Consider the following 17,181-nt stretch of genomic DNA (forward strand, 5'->3'; position numbering starts at 1 on the left):
TCGGCCGACCGGTGCATCGGTCCCGGTCGGCGACCTCGCGCTCAGCCGGCCGCACTGCGCGGCGGGGCCACTGAGTGCGCCGGACCGAGCCTCGGAGCTGCTTGAACCATCTGTGGGCCGGTCGAGGCAGACCGGACGAGGCGGACTACCTCGGTGAAGGCGTCGGCTGCGGGCGCGCGCACCGGGACGTTCGGCAGCGGGGTTCTGAGCCAGAGCAGACGCAGGACGGGCGACGGGGCCGGCTGCCGAAGAGTGGCGCTGTTCGAGGCCACCAGTGGTTCGAGGTATCAGCAGTTCGCAGTTTCCTTCAGTGAGTAGTTGATCAAGAGGGAAGGACGGAGGAGCCGAGCGCCATCAGGATCGCCCCGGGAGGAAGAGTTGCCCCGTCTACACCATGGGCCGGGCCGCCGAGATGCTCGGCGCCACGCAGGGCTTCTTGCGCGCCATCGGCGAAGCCCGCCTCATCACCCCGCTGCGCTCCGCGGGCGGACACCGCCGCTACTCCCGCTACCGGCTGCGCATCGCCGCCCGCGCCCGGGAGCTCGTCGACCACGGCACTCCCATCGAGGCCGCCTGCCGGATCATCATCCTCGAGGACCGGCTCGAGGAAGCCCGGCGCATCAACGCCGAATACCGACGTGCCACCGAATCAGCGAACCCGACCGCAGCAGCGTGAGGTGAGCATGCACGTCCGTGCCGCGGGCACCGCGCGCATGGTCTGCCGTCCGGTGTGATCGTTTCCTGTGGTGACACGGCGTGTGGGCGTGTAGCGTTCTGTCTCAGCTGTCGTGGTTCGGAATTTCCCCCTGCCCGCGCCTTTGGTGTGGGCGTTTTGCTGTGCTGTGCCGCAGGAACCAGGGCGATCACCTCCGCCTGCCACATGGAGTGGGGGCGTTCATCGACTGGAAGGCATCAACATGGCAACGGGAACTGTGAAGTGGTTCAACGCGGAGAAGGGCTTCGGCTTCATCGCCCAGGACGGCGGCGGCCCGGACGTCTTCGCGCACTACTCCGCGATCAACTCCTCGGGCTTTCGTGAGCTCCAGGAGGGTCAGGCTGTGACGTTCGACGTCACCCAGGGCCAGAAGGGTCCGCAGGCCGAGAACATCAACCTGGCCTGACCGCGCGGACCTGCCCGAGAGATCGCGCACCCTGCGTCCGGGGAGCGCCGCTCGTGCGGGCTCTGCCGCCCACCGGGTGAAGCGCCTGCTCGCGTGCCCGGCGTGCACAGGATCAGGGGCCGCGCAGCCATTGCTGTGCGGCCCCTGATGTGTTGAGGCGAGTGCGACCTCGGTCGAACCTCCTGACCTCAGTTGCCTCGAGCGTCGTACGGCTCGGGTGCCGCATGCCCTGCCCCTCGGTTCGCGCAGCTTGGAGGTGGGGGTAGGCAGCGCGGCCAGCAGCCCCAGGAGATGGCCGGTGGCCGCACAGCCGTCGGAGTGGGCGGCTGCGACGACTGCGATGCCGGCGACGCCCTCCACATCGAACCGGCCGGCCTCGAGATCCGGAGCCAGGTCCAGTTGGTGTTCCGACTGGTCTGCGAGGGCGGTGGATACGTGGGGGCGGACCTCAGGAAGCATGGGCGATCCTTGTGCGTAGGCGAGCGGAGATGCCCGTTCGGAAGCCCTGATCTTTGCCATGGCCGGCCGTTCTCATCGGCTTGGGCAGGCCCAATCGGCGCGAGGGTCAACAGGGCTGGAGTTCACGCGGTGGCGAGCCGGCCCGGGCCCGGCGATGGCCCTGGGGCCCTGGACCGACATCCCATGATGCTGCCGGAGTGAGGTCTTTCGGCATCACCGCATTGCTGCCAGTGACGCCCAGTCGTCCGAGGGGAGAACGAGAAGCTGTGTCCCGTGATGCCGCTGAAGTCGAATCTGGTCACGTTGCCTCAGCGCGTGGAGAGCGCCGTGGGCTACCCGACGGATCGCAAGGCGGCCATGCAGGGGAGAAGGTTCACTCGGTTGCCGCTCTGGCGGGGCGGGCGGCCGACCTGGCCGAACCGATCAAGCCGAGGTTGCGTGGCCGGCTCCATGCAGGCGGTCCTGGCCTGCGCCGTGTACTCGGTCACCGCCCGGCTGCTGTTCGCAACGAGCGCCGTCCACCACCGCGGCACCTGGGGACCCCTGGGCGAGGCTCTTCCACGACGACCCTGAATGGGCCGGGCGGTGGCCGGGGTATCGGTCCGTAGCTGACCCGCCGGAGGAGCCTCGAGTGCGAGACGGAAGGCGTCAGGGAACGGCGAGGCCAGGACACCGACTGTGCGTGGCACACGGTGGGTGACCTGGAAGCGGTCCACATCTGCACCCCGACCACGGACCAGCCCGGCCTCGCGACAGTCACGGTCGGCCTGCCGACCCGGCACCGGCTGGTGTTCGTCCCTCCGGGCGACGCGGCGGTCGATCCGGGGCATCTGAAGGTCGGTCGCTACGAGAAACCGACTTCCCCCACCACTCCGAGGATCGGTGGCAAAGAGCCTGTTCCACCTGCTCGTTATCGGTGTGGTGGTCCTGACCGCTGTCTTCGTCCTTCTCAGCCCGCGCCTGGGCCGCCTTCGGAGGCGCCTGCCCCGGTGACGCCGCCATCCCGGGCAAAGCACCCCTGGTTCGTCCGCCCGAGGGCCCGCGGAAGCGGGGGACCGGAGAAGGCCCGAGTCATGGTCCGGGAATCGTCCTGCAGGTGACCGTGGTCGGCGTCGACGATCGCCGCGATGAGGGTGCGGGCGGCCTCGCGGGGATGCAGCGCGCGGGTGCGCACGATCAGGCCGGGCGGCGTCGGCGCACGGAATCACCCCGGTCGTGCCCGGTCGTCCTGTCGCCGGTGCCGGCGTACAGGTGGGTGGCTGCCGACCCCCGTGCCCGGCCGCGACGCCGCGAGACCGTGACCGGTACCGGGGGCCGGGCGCCGGGCTGTGGTTCAGGCGTCGATGATGACGGGGATGATGAGGGGCTTGCGGCGGTAGGTGCGGAAGGCCCAGTTCGCCACGGCGCGGGCGAGGAGTTGTTCGAGCTGGCGGGCGTCCCCGACGCCTTCCTCGGCCGCGGTGGCCAGGGTCTTCTCGATGACGGGGACGACCGGCTCGAAGGTGGTGTCGTCGTGGACGAAGCCGCGGGCCAGGAAGTCGGGAGCCTCGGCGAGGGCGCCGGTGTCCGCGTCGACGATCGCCACCACCGTGACCACGCCTTCCTCCGCGAGGGTGAGGCGGTCCTTGAGGGAGGCTTCGGTGGCGCCGCCGACTTCCATGCCGTCCACGTAGACGTTGCCGGCGGGGACCTTGCCGGTGATGGACGCGCGCCCGTCGACCAGGTCGACGACGACGCCGTCCTCGGCGATGACGACCCGGTCGGGGTCGACACCGGTACGGATGGCGAGGTCGGCGTTGGCCCGCAGGTGGCGCCATTCGCCGTGCACGGGCATGACGTTGCGGGGTTTGACGATGTTGTAGCAGTAGACGAGTTCGCCGGCGCTGGCGTGCCCGGAGACGTGCACCTTGGCGTTGCCCTTGTGCACCACGTGGGCGCCCCACCGGGTGAGTCCGTTGATCACCCGGTAGATGGCGTTCTCGTTGCCGGGGATGAGGGAGCTGGCGAGCAGGACGGTGTCGTCCTTGCCGATGCGGATCATGTGGTCGCGGTTGGCCATTCGGGACAGCGCGGCCATGGGTTCGCCCTGGGAGCCGGTGCACACCAGAGTGATCTTGTGGTCCGGGAGTTTCTCCAGCTCCTTCGTGCTCACGACCAGACCGGAGGGGACCTTCAGATAGCCGAGGTCACGGGCGATGCCCATGTTGCGGACCATCGACCGGCCGACGAAGGCGACCTTGCGGCCGTGCTGGTGGGCGGCGTCCAGGACCTGCTGGATGCGGTGCACGTGGCTGGCGAAACTGGAGACGATGACCCGGCGGGGCGCGGTGCGCATCACCTGCTCGATCGCCGGGTTCAGCTCCCGCTCGGAGGTGGTGAAGCCGGGTACTTCGGCGTTGGTGGAGTCGGTGAGGAACAGGTCCACACCCTCCTCGCCGAGGCGGGCGAAGGCGCGGAGATCGGTGATGCGGTCGTCGAGAGGGAACTGGTCCATCTTGAAGTCGCCGGTGTGCAGCACCATCCCGGCCCGGGTGCGGATCGCGACCGCGAGACTGTCGGGGATGGAGTGGTTGACCGCCACGAACTCGCAGTCGAAGGGCCCGAAACCACGCCGGTCGCCCTCCCGTACCCGCACCGTGCGCGGCCGGATGCCGTGCTCCTTCAGCTTGGCCTCCAGGAACGCCAGCGTCAGCTTGGACCCGACGACGGGGATGTCGGACCGCTCGCGCAGGAGGTACGGCACGCCGCCGATGTGGTCCTCGTGGCCATGGGTGAGGACGATGCCCACGACGTCGTCCAGCCGGTCCCGGATCGAGGTGAAGTCCGGCAGGATCACGTCCACGCCGGGCTGGGTCTCCTCGGGGAACAGCACACCACAGTCGACGATGAGCAGTTTGCCGGCGTACTCGTAGACGGTCATGTTGCGGCCGATCTCACCCAGGCCGCCCAGTGCGACGACCCGCAGCCCTCCTTCGGGAAGGGGTGGGGCGGCTTTCAGCTCGGGGTGTGGATGACTCATACCCTGACGGTACCCGGAGAGCGGAACGAGATGATCTGTCGCCCGTGTGATCTCCCTGTGACAACGGGTGAGACGGCGAGGTCCCGCTGAGGAACATGCTGAGGGGGCCTCGGCGCGACATGCCTTCCCGAGGAGTCCGCGCACCTGATTACGTCGAGGCCCACCGGGCCTTCGTAGCTGTCGGCGCGGACGGGCATGGAGGCCGGGTCTTCGGCTTCTGCTCGCTCGTCCTCGCTCCACCGGAGCTCGATCCGCTGTTCGCCACCGACGAAGCGCAAGGACGGGGTTTTGGACGACTGCTCGTCGCGCACATGCAGTCGAGGGCCCGTGCCGCTGGGCTCGACCGTGTCAAGGTCGTGTCGCATCTTCCCGCTGAGGACTTCTACCACCGCGTCGGTGCGGTGCGGTGCGGTGCGGAACCGCGCTCGCATACCCGCCCGCCGTGCCGTGGGACCGTCCCGAATTCGGGTTTCGCATTTCGTCGGCCTGACGCGGTGTGCCGGTTCGCAGAGCACCGGCTTGTGAACCGCCCCGGATCTGATGGAGGCTCGATTCCCTGAGAGGATCGAGTCATGGCAGGTCCGTCCGCCCCAACCGGCGGCTGGAGTCGACGCATAGAGCCTCCACCGAACCCGCAGGGTTCAGGACGGGTATCCAGCGTCGGCCTATGGGCAACTGCGAAGACCGCACCGAGGACGAGGCCGATTCCTGGACCGCTCGCGGAAACGGTCCTGGACGGTCGAAGAACGCGTCAGCTGCCCCGAAGACCGACCGCCAGGGTCAGTTCAAGGACCCGGTGCGGCGATGCGAGATCCGGAAACAGCTCCCGCAGCTGGGACATCCGGTACCGGACGGTCTGGGGATGGACGAACAACGCCGCAGCCACCTCATCCCGCTTGCCCTGGTGCAGCAGCCACGCCCGCAACGTCTCCTCCAGCCGCCGCGCGGTTGCGACAGGCAAGGTCCGCAACGGTGCGAGGGCTCGGGCACGCAGGTCTGCGAACGCGTCCAGGTCGGCGCTCAGCACCAGCTCGGGCAGATGGTCCTCGGTGTCGCGAATATCGGAGGAGAGGGAACGCGCGCGTACGGCTCGTGCGTACGAGGCGGACGCACGAGTCCATGGCCGGGCCGGGCCGACCACGGCGGTGCGGTCGGTCAGCTGCCGCAAGAGATGTGATCGGTCCGCATCGGGGACGAGCAGCACGCCGGAAGCGTCCGGCAGATCGTCGAGGACGAGGGTGCTCGGGTCGAGTGCGCGGTAGGCAGGCCGGGCCTGGGCGGCGGGCAGCAGGACCGCGGTCAGCGAAACCGGAGGCTGCCACCCGGCCCGTTGAGCAGAGACGAGCAGCACGTCCGGGCTCGCGCCGGCGAGGAGGTCGCGGGCGAGCTGTTCCAGGTGGCGCTCGTGGGCCCGGCCCCGGGCGGCCAGCTCGTCGGCGTGGCCCGCGGCGCTCGCGGCGGAGAGCTCGTCGATGTAGGCGAAGGTCAGCTCGGCGAACTTGGCGACCTCGGCGGCGGGCAGACCTGCGGGTACGGCACCCGCTGCGAGGCATCGCCAGGCCACGCGGGCGCCGACGCGGTAGGCGCTGAGCAGGGCGTCCATCGAACGGCCGTCGCGTACCTCGCCGCGGCCCAGCTCGTAGGCTGCGTCACCGGCGTCGCCGCCTGTGGCGTTCCCGCTGGCGAGGTCCAGGTAGTGCCCCAGGGCGGTGCGGACGGCTCTGCGGATGGTGGCGCCCATGCTGCCCGAAAGGGCGTTGGCATAGGGAGGGACCTCGTCGATGATCGCCTGGACGACCTCGTCCGCGGTGCTTTTCAGCGCGGCCCGCAGTGCGGTGACCGTCGTCTCATCCAGGGCCAGTTCGCTGGCCCTCCGGATTGCATGCCTCATTTTTTGTTCCCTGCGAACAATTCAGCCGGCCAGATTTACGTCCTGTGGTCAGGACTTTACGCGCGGAGGCGCATCAAGCTGGGGTCATGAGAAGTGCAGCCCTCCGCAGCAGGGCGTGGAAACTGCTGGAGATGGTCACGACGCCGCTGCTGCCGTCGGACTACTTCGACCTGGTCAGCCCGCTGCGAGCGGGCGCCGACCTGCGTGGGCGCATCGAGGCCGTGGACCCCGAGACGGATGACGCCGCGACCATCGTGATCAGGCCGGGCCGGGGCTGGCACGGCCACACGGCCGGTCAGTACGTGCGGATCGGCGTCGACGTCGACGGTGTGCGCCTGTGGCGTGCCTACTCCCTCACCTCACCGGCGGACCGCCGGGACGGCCGCGTCACGATCACCGTGAAGGCGATCCCGGACGGCAAGGTCAGCAACCATCTGGTCCGCAGGGTGAGACCGGGCACGCTGATCCAGCTCGACCAGGCGACCGGTGACTTCGTGCTGCCGCAGGCCAAGCCCGCCAAGGTGCTCTACCTGACGGCCGGAAGCGGCATCACGCCCGTGATGGGCATGCTGCGCGACACCGAGTTCGACGACGTCGTCATGGTCCACTGCGCGCCACAGCCGCAAGACGTGATCTTCCGCAACGAACTGCATGACCTGGTCGCGGACAAGAAGCTGCGGCTCACCGAGGTGCACACCGACACCGACGGCATGCTCGACATCGCCCGTCTCGACGAACTCGTGGCCGACTGGGCCGAGCGCGAGACCTGGGCTTGCGGGCCCGCGGGCCTGCTCGACGCCGCCGAAAAGCACTGGAGCGAGCACGGCGTCCCGGAGCGCCTGCACACCGAACGCTTCCGCCCCAGCATCGTCGTCGCCGGTGACGGCGGCGAGGTCACGTTCAGCGCCACCGGCAAGACCGTCGACGCGGACGGTGCCACGCCGTTGCTGGACGTCGGCGAGGAGGCCGGCGTGCTCATGCCCTCCGGGTGCCGCATGGGCATCTGCTTCGGCTGTGTCACGCCGCTCAAGGCAGGCGCCGTCCGCGACCTGCGCACCGGCGAGATCACCGAGGCCGAGCCGGGCGTCCTCATCCAGACCTGCGTGTCCGCCGCGGCGGGCCCCTGCGACATCGAACGGTAGGAGCACTTTGACCGCCATCGACCCCACCGCCCACCTGACCGCGGAGCAGATCGAGGAGCTCGGCCGCGAGCTGGACGCGATCCGCGACGAGGTGATCGCAGGCCGCGGCGAGAAAGACGCCGCCTACATCCGTAAGGTCATCTCGGCGCAGCGCAAACTCGAGCTGGTCAGCAGGGGCGTGCTGCTGTTCTCGACCTTCCCGCCCGCGTGGCTGATCGGCACCGCCGGTCTGTCCGTGGCGAAGATCATGGACAACATGGAGATCGGCCACAACATCCTGCACGGCCAGTGGGACTGGATGCGGGACCCGAAGATCCACTCCACCACCTGGGAGTGGGATCACGTCTCGCCGTCCGAGCAGTGGAAGCACTCGCACAACGAGCTGCACCACACGTACACCAACGTGATCGGCAAGGACAACGACCTCGGCTACGGCATCATGCGCGTCGACGAGGACCAGAAGTGGCACCCGTTCCACCTCGGCCAGCCGCTGTGGAACTTCATCAACGCCTGCTTCTTCGAGTACGGCATCGCGGCGTACGACCTGGAGCTCGGCAACAACCTGAACAAGCGCCGCCGCAAGGACCCGGAGTTCCGCGCGCGGGCCAAGGCCGTGGGCCGCAAGATCCGCAAGCAGGTGCTCAAGGACTACGTGATCCACCCGCTGCTGTCGGGCCCGTCGTTCCTCACCACGCTCGCCGCCACGTTCACCGCGAACCTGGTCCGCAACATCTGGTCCCACTCGGTGATCATGTGCGGGCACTTCCCCGAGGGCGTACAGGTCTTCGAGCGCCGGTCGATCAAGGGTGAGACGCGCGGCCAGTGGTATCTGCGCCAGATGATGGGCTCGGCGAACATCAGCGGCAGCAAGGCCATGCACTTCATGACCGGCAACCTGTCGCACCAGATCGAGCACCACCTGTTCCCGGACCTGCCGAGCAACCGGTACGCCGAGGTCGCGGTGAAGGTGCGCGCGTTGTTCGAGAAGTACGAGCTGGAGTACGTCACCGGGCCGCTGCCCAAGCAGGTGTTCTCCGCGTGGCACAAGGTCTTCCGGCTCTCGCTGCCGAACAAGAAGCCCAAGGTCAGCACGCCGGCCCGCGAGCAGGAGCTCGTCGCGGCCTGATTCCCGGTATGGGCGCCGCAACAGGCCCTAGGAGGGCAAGACCCGACGCGAGACAGTCCGAAGCCTCGCGCGCTACGCGGCCCGGGAGGTCTTCCACCTGGTCAGACATGTGCAGCCGCAACCCTCGTTATAGGGGCAGTCGTGAGACGTGAGAGGGTCTGGGGCGTGAGTGAGACACCACCGAACACCCTGCAATACCGCTTCGACGGGCCGGAAGACGCTCCGGTCCTGATCCTGGGTCCCTCACTGGGCACCACATGGCACAGGTTGTAGAGACCGTCTTTGGGCGTCCACGTCAGTCCAGAGCGGGTGCGTAAGTGCAGGTCACGGCATCGCGGTCCGGGGGAGTCGGCGTAGTTGGTGACAGACGTGTGACAGCGCCCGTGACAGCCCGGTGACAGGGCGAGGCGGGGGGGGGGGGGGGGGGGAGCATGCTGGCGGCGCCTCTGCCGGGAGCCACGAGAGGAAGCCCCACCGGAGCACTCCGGTGGGGCTTCCTCTCTCGACTGTGCTTACGCTCATGACGCGCTCGGCTCCTCATGCAGTTCGTGTTCCTGCGCTGCGTTCGGCGACGCTGAATTTGCGATTGCAGCCAGCAAGACGGGACCTGTGAGGCCACGCGGTCCCGCGGGGAAACCGGGCGGGCGGATGTGCGACGTCGTGGCCATCGTTGGTGCTGCACCCCGTGATGAAACCGGACTTGGTCGTACGTGCCGGGCGTCCTGCGGTGACAGGGCACAATGGTCGGCACGCGGTGTCTGGGGGAGCGGCTCTGGGGAGGGCGTCGTGAAGTTCAGAAAGCGAACGCTGGAAATGCTTGGCGACCTCATTTGCGGGAACCTCGGTGCAGCAGACCCTCAAGCTGACGCCGAGCCTGCATATTTCCCGTATCGCTCAAGCAGCTACATCACCGAGTTCTTCGCGGAACTCGACATGGATTGGGAACACGACGGCTCGACGCGGCACCGCTGGGTCGCAGGGGTGCTGGAACAATTGCTGGCAGAGCCGCACGAGGGGCCTTCACACCCACCGGGTCCTTCTGCAGGGTGATCGACCACCTGATGAATCCGGCGGATGCCCTCAACGAGGGTCTCGACCGGCCCAATGCCTTGCGCGCTGAACAATGCGCTCGCCCGGGAAGGGTTCGAAGCCTTCTACGGGGAGGACAAGCACTGCTAGGTACGGGCCAGCCGCAACGTCGACTCCCCCGCGGCCGGCGCACACGCCTACCGCCGGGCCGGCGTGGCATTTCTCGTCGCCTGCTCGCTGATCTCGCTGTCGGCGGGCATACCGGCGTGGGCCGCCGCCATCCTGCTCCTGGCCTCCGTGGTGATCCACACTGTCGGCGAACTCTGGCACTCCGCCGCCGGCTTCGAGGTCTCCTTCGCCCTCGCCCCGCGGCACGCCACCGGCCAGTACCTGGGTGCCTTCGGCCTCGGTGCCGGACTCGCCGAGGCCCTCGGGCCCGGCCTGCTCATCCTGCTCTGCATCACCTGGGGCCGCCCCGGCTGGTACGTCGTGGGGGCCATGTTCACCCTGACGGACCTGGCGGCACCACCTGCTGTCCGCTGGGCGCAACACCATCAGCACGGTCGGCAGACGCGGTCTGCTCCTGCAGAGAAGGTGCCAACGACCTGACCGGTCCGTGGCATCGGCCGAGATTCGCGTCGGCCGCCGCTCAGTGGTCTCGGCGTGCGAGCATCTGACCTGGAATCTTTCCTTGCCGCTGGCCGAATACTGACCGGGGCTTTGCCGCAGTCATCTTGTAGTTGCAACTCATTGGCAGAAACCTGAATGGTGCGGCTGAAAACAGCCGATCGCCGAGCAGTAAGGCCCGCGTCTTCATGACCACCGCTCCTGATTCCGCTTCTCCCCGCCCTGCCGCCCCAGGCAAGGGCCGCGGACTCTCGTGGCACCGCATCCGCACCTCGATGACCCGCAAAGAATGGGCCAGCGTCGGCGGGATGGCCGCGTTCATCCTGGCGCTGCACGTCATCGGCTGGTTCACGCTGGTCGTGATCGTCGCTCCCGAGCACTACAGCCTGGGCAGCAAGACCTTCGGCGTAGGCATCGGCGTCACCGCCTACACCCTGGGCATGCGGCACGCCTTCGACGCCGACCACATCGCCGCCATCGACAACACCACCCGGAAACTGATGAACGAGGGCCAGCGCCCGCTGTCGGTCGGCTTCTGGTTCTCCCTCGGCCACTCCTCGATCGTCTTCGCCCTGGCCTTCCTGCTCTCCCTGGGAGTGAAGGAACTGGCAGGCCCGGTCGAGAACGACGACTCGGAGCTGCACAGCGTCACCGGCTGGATCGGTACGACCGTCTCGGGCACCTTCCTCTACGTCATCGCGATCATCAACCTGCTGATCATGGTTGGGATCTGGAAGGTCTTCCGGCAGATGCGCTCCGGCCACTTCGACGAGGCCGCCCTGGAGGAACAGCTCAACAACCGAGGGTTCATGAACCGCCTCCTGGGCCGCCTGATGAAGTCGATCACCAAGCCCTGGCAGATGTACCCCCTGGGCCTGCTCTTCGGCCTCGGCTTCGACACCGCCACCGAGATCGCGCTCCTCGTCCTCGCCGGCTCGGGCGCGGCCTCCGGCCTGCCCTGGTACGCGATCCTCTGTCTGCCGGTCCTCTTCGCGGCCGGCATGTCCCTGCTGGACACCATCGACGGCTCGTTCATGAACTTCGCCTACGGCTGGGCCTTCTCCAAGCCGGTCCGCAAGGTCTACTACAACCTCACCATCACCGGCCTGTCCGTCGCCGTCGCCCTCATCATCGGCACCGTCGAACTGCTCGGCCTGATCGCCGAGAAGGCAGACCTGCACGGCCCCTTCTGGGACCGGGTCTCCGGCATCGACCTGAACATCATCGGCTACGTCATCGTCGGCCTGTTCTTCGCCACTTGGGCCATCGCCCTGCTGGTGTGGAAGTTCGGCCGGATCGAGGAGAAGTGGACTGCGGGCCTGGCCGAGCCCGCGACGGCGGAGCAGGCCGCCGAGTAGGGCGGGTTGAAGCGCGGCCCGCCTCCAGGCGGCGCCGCGCTCCTCACCGGTCAGGAGCTGCAGCGAGTGCACCGCCCGTAGATGAGAATCGCCCCCTCGGAGTCCGGCCGCAGACCCGTCAGCTCCTCGATCTCGCCCGCCGCCTCGGTCAGGTGCCGGCTCGCGAGGGCCGCGACGCTGCCGCACTCGCGGCACACGGTGTGGTGGTGCGGTTCTCCCGTGATGCCGTAGCGCGCCGGTCCGGGACCGTGGACCGCGTGGGTGAGGCCCACGGCCGTCAGCGCATCCAGCGTGCGGTAGACGGTGGTGGGGTTCACGGCGTACCCGGACCGGGCCAGTTCCTCGAAGGCTTCGGCCGGGGAGAGCTGGCGTTCCGACGAGGACAACAGTGCCAGCAAACCAAGTCGGCCCGGAGTGCAGCGCAAGCCGTGCCGCTTCAGTCTCCCGCGCGCCTCCGGCCGTGCTGTCGCTGCGTCATGCGCCGGCTGCTGGACCACCCTCACGCCTCCGCCCCTTCCCACGGCTGTTGCCCAACGGCAAAGACTTGGTTGCAACTGCCCCGACACGGCCCCGAGTCCTAGGTCCAATGCCTGATCGGCAGCGACACTTGTTGCTGCTAGCGTGCAGCTGCACACTATTCGCAATTATGTCGGAGGACGTTGGACATGCCGGTGTACACGCTCCCGGACCTGCCGTACGACTACTCGGCGCTCGCCCCGGTCATCAGCCCCGAGATCATCGAGCTGCACCACGACAAGCACCACGCCGCCTACGTGAAGGGCGCCAACGACACGCTGGAGCAGCTGGCCGAGGCGCGGGACAAGGAGACCTGGGGCTCGATCAACGGCCTGGAGAAGAACCTGGCCTTCCACCTGTCCGGCCACATCCTGCACTCGATCTACTGGCAGAACATGACCGGCCCGAAGGGCGGCGGCGGCGAGCCCCTGGCCGCCGACGGTGTGGGCGACCTCGCCGACGCGATCACCGAGTCCTTCGGCTCCTTCGCCGGTTTCAAAGCCCAGCTCACCAAGGCCGCCGCCACCACCCAGGGATCCGGCTGGGGCGTCCTCGCGTACGAGCCCGTCAGTGGGCGGCTGATCGTCGAGCAGGTCTACGACCACCAGGGCAACGTCGGCCAGGGTTCCACCCCGATCCTGGTCTTCGACGCCTGGGAGCACGCCTTCTACCTCCAGTACAAGAACCAGAAGGTCGACTTCATCGACGCCATGTGGGCCGTCGTCAACTGGCAGGACGTGGCCAAGCGTTACGCCGCTGCCAAGGAGCGCGGCGACAGCCTGTTGCTCAAGCCGTGACGCCGTAGCCGCGTCGCACAGACGTCCTGCTCGTGATCGTCTTCTCACCCTTCACGGAGCAGGCGGTAGGAGGGAGGGCTCCCGCAGGCCCGATGCCTGCGGGAGCCTTCCTGTTGCTGAGGCAGGCGTGAGGGGCTGTTGTGCGGCTTCAGGCGGTGGTGAACCGCAGTTCGGGCCGCTCCCAGTCGACCTTCGGTGGTGAGGGGGCAACGGTCCCCACCCGCTCGGCGCCCAGGCGTCGGTAGAACTCCTCGGCCGGCGGATGGGAGACCACCCGCACCTCGGTCAGGCCGGCGGCCCTGGCCTGGCGGATCATGTGCTCGATGAGGAGTCGGCCGACACCCCTGCCCTGAACGTCGTCCGCCACGAACGCCAGGTCCAGCTCCGGTGGCTCCAGCAGCAGGGCGTAGAAGCCCTGGAGCCGTTCGGCCGTATCGATGGCCACGAAGACCTGGTGTCCGGCGATGTAGTCGGCGGTGACCCGGTAGTCGGAGATGATCGAGGCGTACGGTCCCCGGTAGGCACCGGAGTTCTGGATCAGGCTGGTGAGGCGGTCGGCGTCCTGCGCGACGGCGCGCTTGATCGTCGTGGACTGCATCCGCTTACTCCCCGACCTCTGCGGCGGTCAGATTCTCCCAGTGCACGGTGCGGTCGCACCAGCGGTCCAGGAGCACCTGGTCGTGGCCGACGGCTAGCAGTCCGGCGCCGGTGGCGGTGCGGTACTCCTCGACGGCTGCCACCAGGGCGGCGGCGGTGGAGGCATCCAGCATCGCGGTCATCTCGTCGCAGATCAGCCAGCGCGGACGCAGGACGAGAGCGCGGGCGAGGCACGCGCGTTGGAGCTGGCCGTCGCTGACCTCGTGGGGACGGCGGTCCAGGAGGTCGGGTGTGAGGCCGACGGCTGGGGCCAACTCGGCCAGGCGCTGTGGTATTCCGTCTCGGCGGCCGGTGACGCGCAGGGGCTCGGCGATCAGGTCGGTGAGCCGCAGCCGCGGGTCGGCGGAGAGGCGGGGCTGCTGGAAGACCACGCCGAGGGCGGTGCGCTGGACGCGTGGGGTGCGGTAGCGCCAGCCGCGTACGGGTTCACCGTCGAGCGTCACGGTGCCGGCCTCGGGGCGGTGCAGCAGAGCCGCGACCCGGGCGAGGGTGGACTTGCCGCAGCCGCTGGGACCCAGCAGGCCGACGGACTCGCCGGGGGCGAGGGCCAGGGTGGCGTTGCGGACGACGGGGGCTCCTCTGTTGTATCCGGCGGTGATGTCGTGCAGTTCAAGCACGGAGGTCCTCCGGTACATGCGGGTGGTGGCAGGCGATGCCGTCGGCCGGCTGCGGAAGTGCGGTGCAGGCGTCGGTGGCCCGCTCGCAGCGTGGGGCGAAGGCGCAGCCGTCGGGGAGATTGCCGAGTTCGGGCGGCATGCCGGGGATCGGGGCGAAGTCGCGGTCGGGGAGGGCCTGGAGCAGACCGCGGCTGTAGGGGTGGCGGGGGCCCGGCGTGCCGAAGAAGGCTCTCGCGTCGGTGAGTTCGACGATCCGGCCCGCATACATTACAGCCACGCGGTCGGCGATGCGCTCGGCGGCGGCCAGGTCGTGGGTGATCACGAGCAGGCCCCGACGGCCGGTGTCGACGTGGCGGCGTAGTTCGTCCACGGTGTGGTCGACCAGGTCGCGGTCGAGGCCGGTGGTGGGCTCGTCGGCCAGGAGCAGGGGCGCGTCGCCGACGAGGGCGAGGGCGGTGGCAGCGCGCTGGGCCAGGCCGCCGGAGAGTTCGTGCGGGTGGCGGTCGAGGTGGCCGGCGGGGAAGGCGGCGCGTTCGGCAGCTGCCTCGGCCCCGGATCGTACGGCTGCCCGCCCGCGGACATCGGTCAACGCGGCCACGGTTTCTTCCAGTTGGGAGCGAACGGTGCGCACCGGCGTGAGGTGCGCGGCGGGGCTCTGCGGGATGAGGCCGATCAGGCGGCCCCGTACCGTCCGCGCCAGCGTCCGTTCGTCGGCGGCGATCAGATCCAGGTCGCCGAGCCGGGCCTCACCCGCGGCCTGGGCGTTGGCGGGCAGCAGACCGAGCAGGGCGGAGGCGAGGACCGACTTGCCGCAGCCGCTCTCACCGATCAGGGCCAGACACTCGCCGGCCGCCACGTCGAAGTGCGCTTCAGTGACGGCGGCGATCCGCCGCCCACCCGGCATCAGGAAGCGCACGGACAGCCCGCGTACCGACAGGACCGGGATTCGGTCAGTCACAGCATCAGCTCCGATCGGCGGCGGGGATTGATCCGCTCCCGCCAGGCACCGGCGAGCCCGGCGATGGCGAGCGTGGGGACGATGATGAACAGGCCCGGGAAGAGGGTCGGCCACCACTGCCCAGCGAGCAGCGAGCCCCGCGCGCCCTGGATGAGGTTGCCGAGGCTGGCCAGGTGGGTGGGCAGGCCGAGCCCGAGGAAGGACAGCGCCGACTCGTGCCACATGGCGTGCGGCACCATCAGCACGGCGGCCAGCGCGGCCTGCGGCAGCACGCCGGGCAGCAGATGCCGTACCGCCACCCGCCACCGGGACGCGCCACCGGAGACGGCTGCGTCGATGTAGGGGCGCGAGCGCAGGGACAGCACCTCGGCGCGCACGATCCGGGCGGTGGACAGCCAGTGGGTGAGCGCGACCGACACCACCACCGGCCACACCCCGGGCCGGAACATGGCCACGACGAAGATGCCCAACAGCAGATGCGGCACGGACGAGACCGTGTCGACGACCCGCATGAGAGCCCGGTCGGCCCAGCCGCCCAAGGCCCCGGCAATCGCCCCGACGGCCGTGCCGATCACCGTCGCCGTGAGCGCCGCCGCGACCCCGACCAGCAAGGACACGCGCAGGCCGTAGAGGCAGCGCAGGAGGAGATCCCGGCCGAGGTCGTCGGTGCCGAAGGGGTGCGACCAACTCGGCGGCAGCAGCTTCGCGCCCAGGTCGACCGCCTGCTGGTCGAGCTGCACCAGCGGTGGCACGAGGAGTACGGCCAGGACGGTGACACCGACAAGGGCTGCCGAGATGCGTACCCGCAGCGTCCTGGTGGAGCGGCGGCTCGTGCCGTACGACCGCCAGACGGGCTCGGCCGTCGATTCACCTGTCACGTCACCAGTTGCTTCACATGTCACTGAACTTCACCCGCGGGTCGAACAGGCCGTAGAGCAGGTCGGCGAGGAGGTTGCCGACGAGCACCGCGGCGGTGGCGAGCGTGGTGAGCGCGGCGAGCAGCGGGAAGTCGACGGCGGTGGCCGCCTCCACGGTGGCGGCCGCGATGCCGGGCCAGCTGAAGACGCTCTCCACCAGCAGGGCTCCGGTGATGAGTTCGGGCACCCTCGAGCCGACCAGCGTCAGGAGCGGCAGCAGGCCAGAGCGCAGGGCGTGGCCGAGCAGGACCGTTCGCTCGCTCAGCCCCCTGGCCCGTGCTCCGCGTACAGGGTCCTCGGCGAGAGCATCGCCGACACCCTGACGGACGTACAGGGTGAACCAGGGCAACTGGGAGACGGCGAGAACCCCGGCCGGCAGCACAAGGTGACTGGCTACCTGATCGGCTGTGACCTGCTCGCTCGCGGTGTCGGTGAGACCGCCGGCCGGGAGCACGCCGAGCTGGAGGGCGAACAGCCAGACGGCCAGCAGGGCCAGCCAGAAGACGGGCGCCGCCTCCAGCGAGTAGGCCAGCGACGTCACGGCCCGGTCGAGCACCGATCCCGGGCGCCGAGCCGCCAGCACACCCAGCACCGTACCCGCCGGCACGGCCACCACGAACGCGACCGCGCACAACAGCGTCGACCAGACGAGGCGTTCGCCGATGACCTGGGCGACCGGCTGCCGCATCACGCTGGACTGCCCGAGATCGCCCGTGACGGCTGCAGTCAGCCAGTGCCACCAGCGGGAGGTGAACGGCTGGTCCACGCCCAGGTTCTCCCGCAGCCGCGCCAGCGTCTCCGCGTCCGCGCCGAGGGCGGCCGTGCCGGCGTACGCCTTGACCGGGTCGAAGGGGGAGGCGGCGGCGATCGCGAAGACGCCGAGAGTCACGACGAGCAGGATTGGGACGGCGAACAGCAGCCGCCGCCCCGCCAGCCGTGCCATCGCT

16 protein-coding genes and 2 pseudogenes are annotated in these 17,181 nt (G+C 69.2%); 10 read left to right on the forward strand and 8 right to left on the reverse strand.

Annotation, left to right across the window (positions count from 1 at the left end; translation table 11 throughout):
- Positions 1 to 394 precede the first annotated feature (394 nt).
- The gene (locus QFZ64_RS27840; protein WP_307070278.1) at positions 395 to 676 is read left to right on the forward strand and encodes a MerR family transcriptional regulator; all 282 of its coding nucleotides are present in this window, start codon (positions 395 to 397) and stop codon (positions 674 to 676) included.
- 241 nt (positions 677 to 917) lie between these two features.
- Positions 918 to 1,121 carry a cold-shock protein gene (locus QFZ64_RS27845; RefSeq protein ID WP_065965692.1) on the forward strand — a complete coding sequence of 68 codons (204 nt, stop codon included), beginning with the start codon at positions 918 to 920 and terminating at the stop codon, positions 1,119 to 1,121.
- A gap of 1,792 nt (positions 1,122 to 2,913) precedes the next feature.
- Here QFZ64_RS27845 and QFZ64_RS27860 read toward each other — a convergent pair.
- Positions 2,914 to 4,599 (reverse strand): ribonuclease J, encoded by a 1,686-nt coding sequence (locus tag QFZ64_RS27860; RefSeq protein ID WP_307070279.1) that lies wholly within the window; start codon positions 4,597 to 4,599, stop codon positions 2,914 to 2,916.
- A 143-nt stretch (positions 4,600 to 4,742) separates the two neighbouring features.
- Between QFZ64_RS27860 and QFZ64_RS27865 the strand changes: the two are divergent.
- Positions 4,743 to 5,089, forward strand: a pseudogene (locus QFZ64_RS27865) (GNAT family N-acetyltransferase); the annotation flags it as partial.
- A 261-nt stretch (positions 5,090 to 5,350) separates the two neighbouring features.
- Here QFZ64_RS27865 and QFZ64_RS27870 read toward each other — a convergent pair.
- Positions 5,351 to 6,490 carry a CdaR family transcriptional regulator gene (locus QFZ64_RS27870; protein WP_307070280.1) on the reverse strand — a complete coding sequence of 380 codons (1,140 nt, stop codon included), beginning with the start codon at positions 6,488 to 6,490 and terminating at the stop codon, positions 5,351 to 5,353.
- A gap of 86 nt (positions 6,491 to 6,576) precedes the next feature.
- Here QFZ64_RS27870 and QFZ64_RS27875 point away from each other — a divergent pair, with 86 nt between their 5' ends.
- The 6 genes and pseudogenes from QFZ64_RS27875 to QFZ64_RS27895 all read left to right on the forward strand — a co-directional run bounded on the left by QFZ64_RS27875 (position 6,577) and on the right by QFZ64_RS27895 (position 11,772).
- Positions 6,577 to 7,632: a ferredoxin reductase gene (locus tag QFZ64_RS27875; RefSeq protein WP_307070281.1), complete on the forward strand. Its 1,056-nt coding sequence runs from the start codon at positions 6,577 to 6,579 to the stop codon at positions 7,630 to 7,632.
- 7 nt (positions 7,633 to 7,639) lie between these two features.
- Positions 7,640 to 8,758, forward strand: coding sequence for an acyl-CoA desaturase (locus tag QFZ64_RS27880; protein WP_307070282.1), 1,119 nt, complete (start codon positions 7,640 to 7,642; stop codon positions 8,756 to 8,758).
- 129 nt (positions 8,759 to 8,887) lie between these two features.
- Positions 8,888 to 9,022: pseudogene (locus tag QFZ64_RS35430) on the forward strand (3-oxoadipate enol-lactonase); the annotation flags it as partial.
- Between the two features lie 522 nt (positions 9,023 to 9,544).
- Entirely contained in the window at positions 9,545 to 9,808 is a 264-nt protein-coding gene (locus QFZ64_RS27885; RefSeq protein WP_307070283.1) for a hypothetical protein, read from the forward strand.
- A 192-nt stretch (positions 9,809 to 10,000) separates the two neighbouring features.
- On the forward strand, positions 10,001 to 10,396 hold the full coding sequence (locus QFZ64_RS27890; protein WP_307070284.1) for a hypothetical protein: 396 nt from the start codon (positions 10,001 to 10,003) through the stop codon (positions 10,394 to 10,396).
- A gap of 206 nt (positions 10,397 to 10,602) precedes the next feature.
- The gene (locus QFZ64_RS27895) at positions 10,603 to 11,772 is read left to right on the forward strand and encodes a HoxN/HupN/NixA family nickel/cobalt transporter (RefSeq protein ID WP_307070285.1); all 1,170 of its coding nucleotides are present in this window, start codon (positions 10,603 to 10,605) and stop codon (positions 11,770 to 11,772) included.
- A gap of 50 nt (positions 11,773 to 11,822) precedes the next feature.
- Here the strand turns inward: QFZ64_RS27895 and QFZ64_RS27900 are convergent, their stop codons facing one another.
- The gene (locus tag QFZ64_RS27900) at positions 11,823 to 12,407 is read right to left on the reverse strand and encodes a Fur family transcriptional regulator (RefSeq protein ID WP_307070286.1); all 585 of its coding nucleotides are present in this window, start codon (positions 12,405 to 12,407) and stop codon (positions 11,823 to 11,825) included.
- A gap of 30 nt (positions 12,408 to 12,437) precedes the next feature.
- Between QFZ64_RS27900 and QFZ64_RS27905 the strand changes: the two genes are divergently transcribed.
- Positions 12,438 to 13,085, forward strand: a complete 648-nt coding sequence (locus QFZ64_RS27905; protein ID WP_307070287.1) for a superoxide dismutase — start codon at positions 12,438 to 12,440, stop codon at positions 13,083 to 13,085.
- Positions 13,086 to 13,233: 148 nt separating this feature from the next.
- Here the strand turns inward: QFZ64_RS27905 and QFZ64_RS27910 are convergent, their stop codons facing one another.
- The 5 genes from QFZ64_RS27910 to QFZ64_RS27930 are packed head-to-tail and all read right to left on the reverse strand — an operon-like array spanning position 13,234 to position 17,177.
- Positions 13,234 to 13,683 (reverse strand): GNAT family N-acetyltransferase, encoded by a 450-nt coding sequence (locus QFZ64_RS27910; RefSeq protein WP_307070288.1) that lies wholly within the window; start codon positions 13,681 to 13,683, stop codon positions 13,234 to 13,236.
- 4 nt (positions 13,684 to 13,687) lie between these two features.
- Positions 13,688 to 14,359, reverse strand: a complete 672-nt coding sequence (locus QFZ64_RS27915) for an ABC transporter ATP-binding protein (protein WP_307070289.1) — start codon at positions 14,357 to 14,359, stop codon at positions 13,688 to 13,690.
- Positions 14,352 to 15,317, reverse strand: a complete 966-nt coding sequence (locus tag QFZ64_RS27920) for an ABC transporter ATP-binding protein (RefSeq protein ID WP_307070290.1) — start codon at positions 15,315 to 15,317, stop codon at positions 14,352 to 14,354. The genes QFZ64_RS27915 and QFZ64_RS27920 overlap by 8 nt, the downstream gene beginning before the upstream one ends.
- Complete coding sequence (locus tag QFZ64_RS27925) at positions 15,314 to 16,195, reverse strand: ABC transporter permease (RefSeq protein WP_307070291.1); 882 nt, start codon at positions 16,193 to 16,195, stop codon at positions 15,314 to 15,316. The genes QFZ64_RS27920 and QFZ64_RS27925 overlap by 4 nt, the downstream gene beginning before the upstream one ends.
- 13 nt (positions 16,196 to 16,208) lie before the next feature.
- The gene (locus QFZ64_RS27930) at positions 16,209 to 17,177 is read right to left on the reverse strand and encodes an ABC transporter permease (protein ID WP_307070292.1); all 969 of its coding nucleotides are present in this window, start codon (positions 17,175 to 17,177) and stop codon (positions 16,209 to 16,211) included.
- Between the last annotated feature and the right edge of the window lie 4 nt (positions 17,178 to 17,181).

This window comes from Streptomyces sp. B3I8, from assembly GCF_030816915.1.
Taxonomy (GTDB): domain Bacteria; phylum Actinomycetota; class Actinomycetes; order Streptomycetales; family Streptomycetaceae; genus Streptomyces.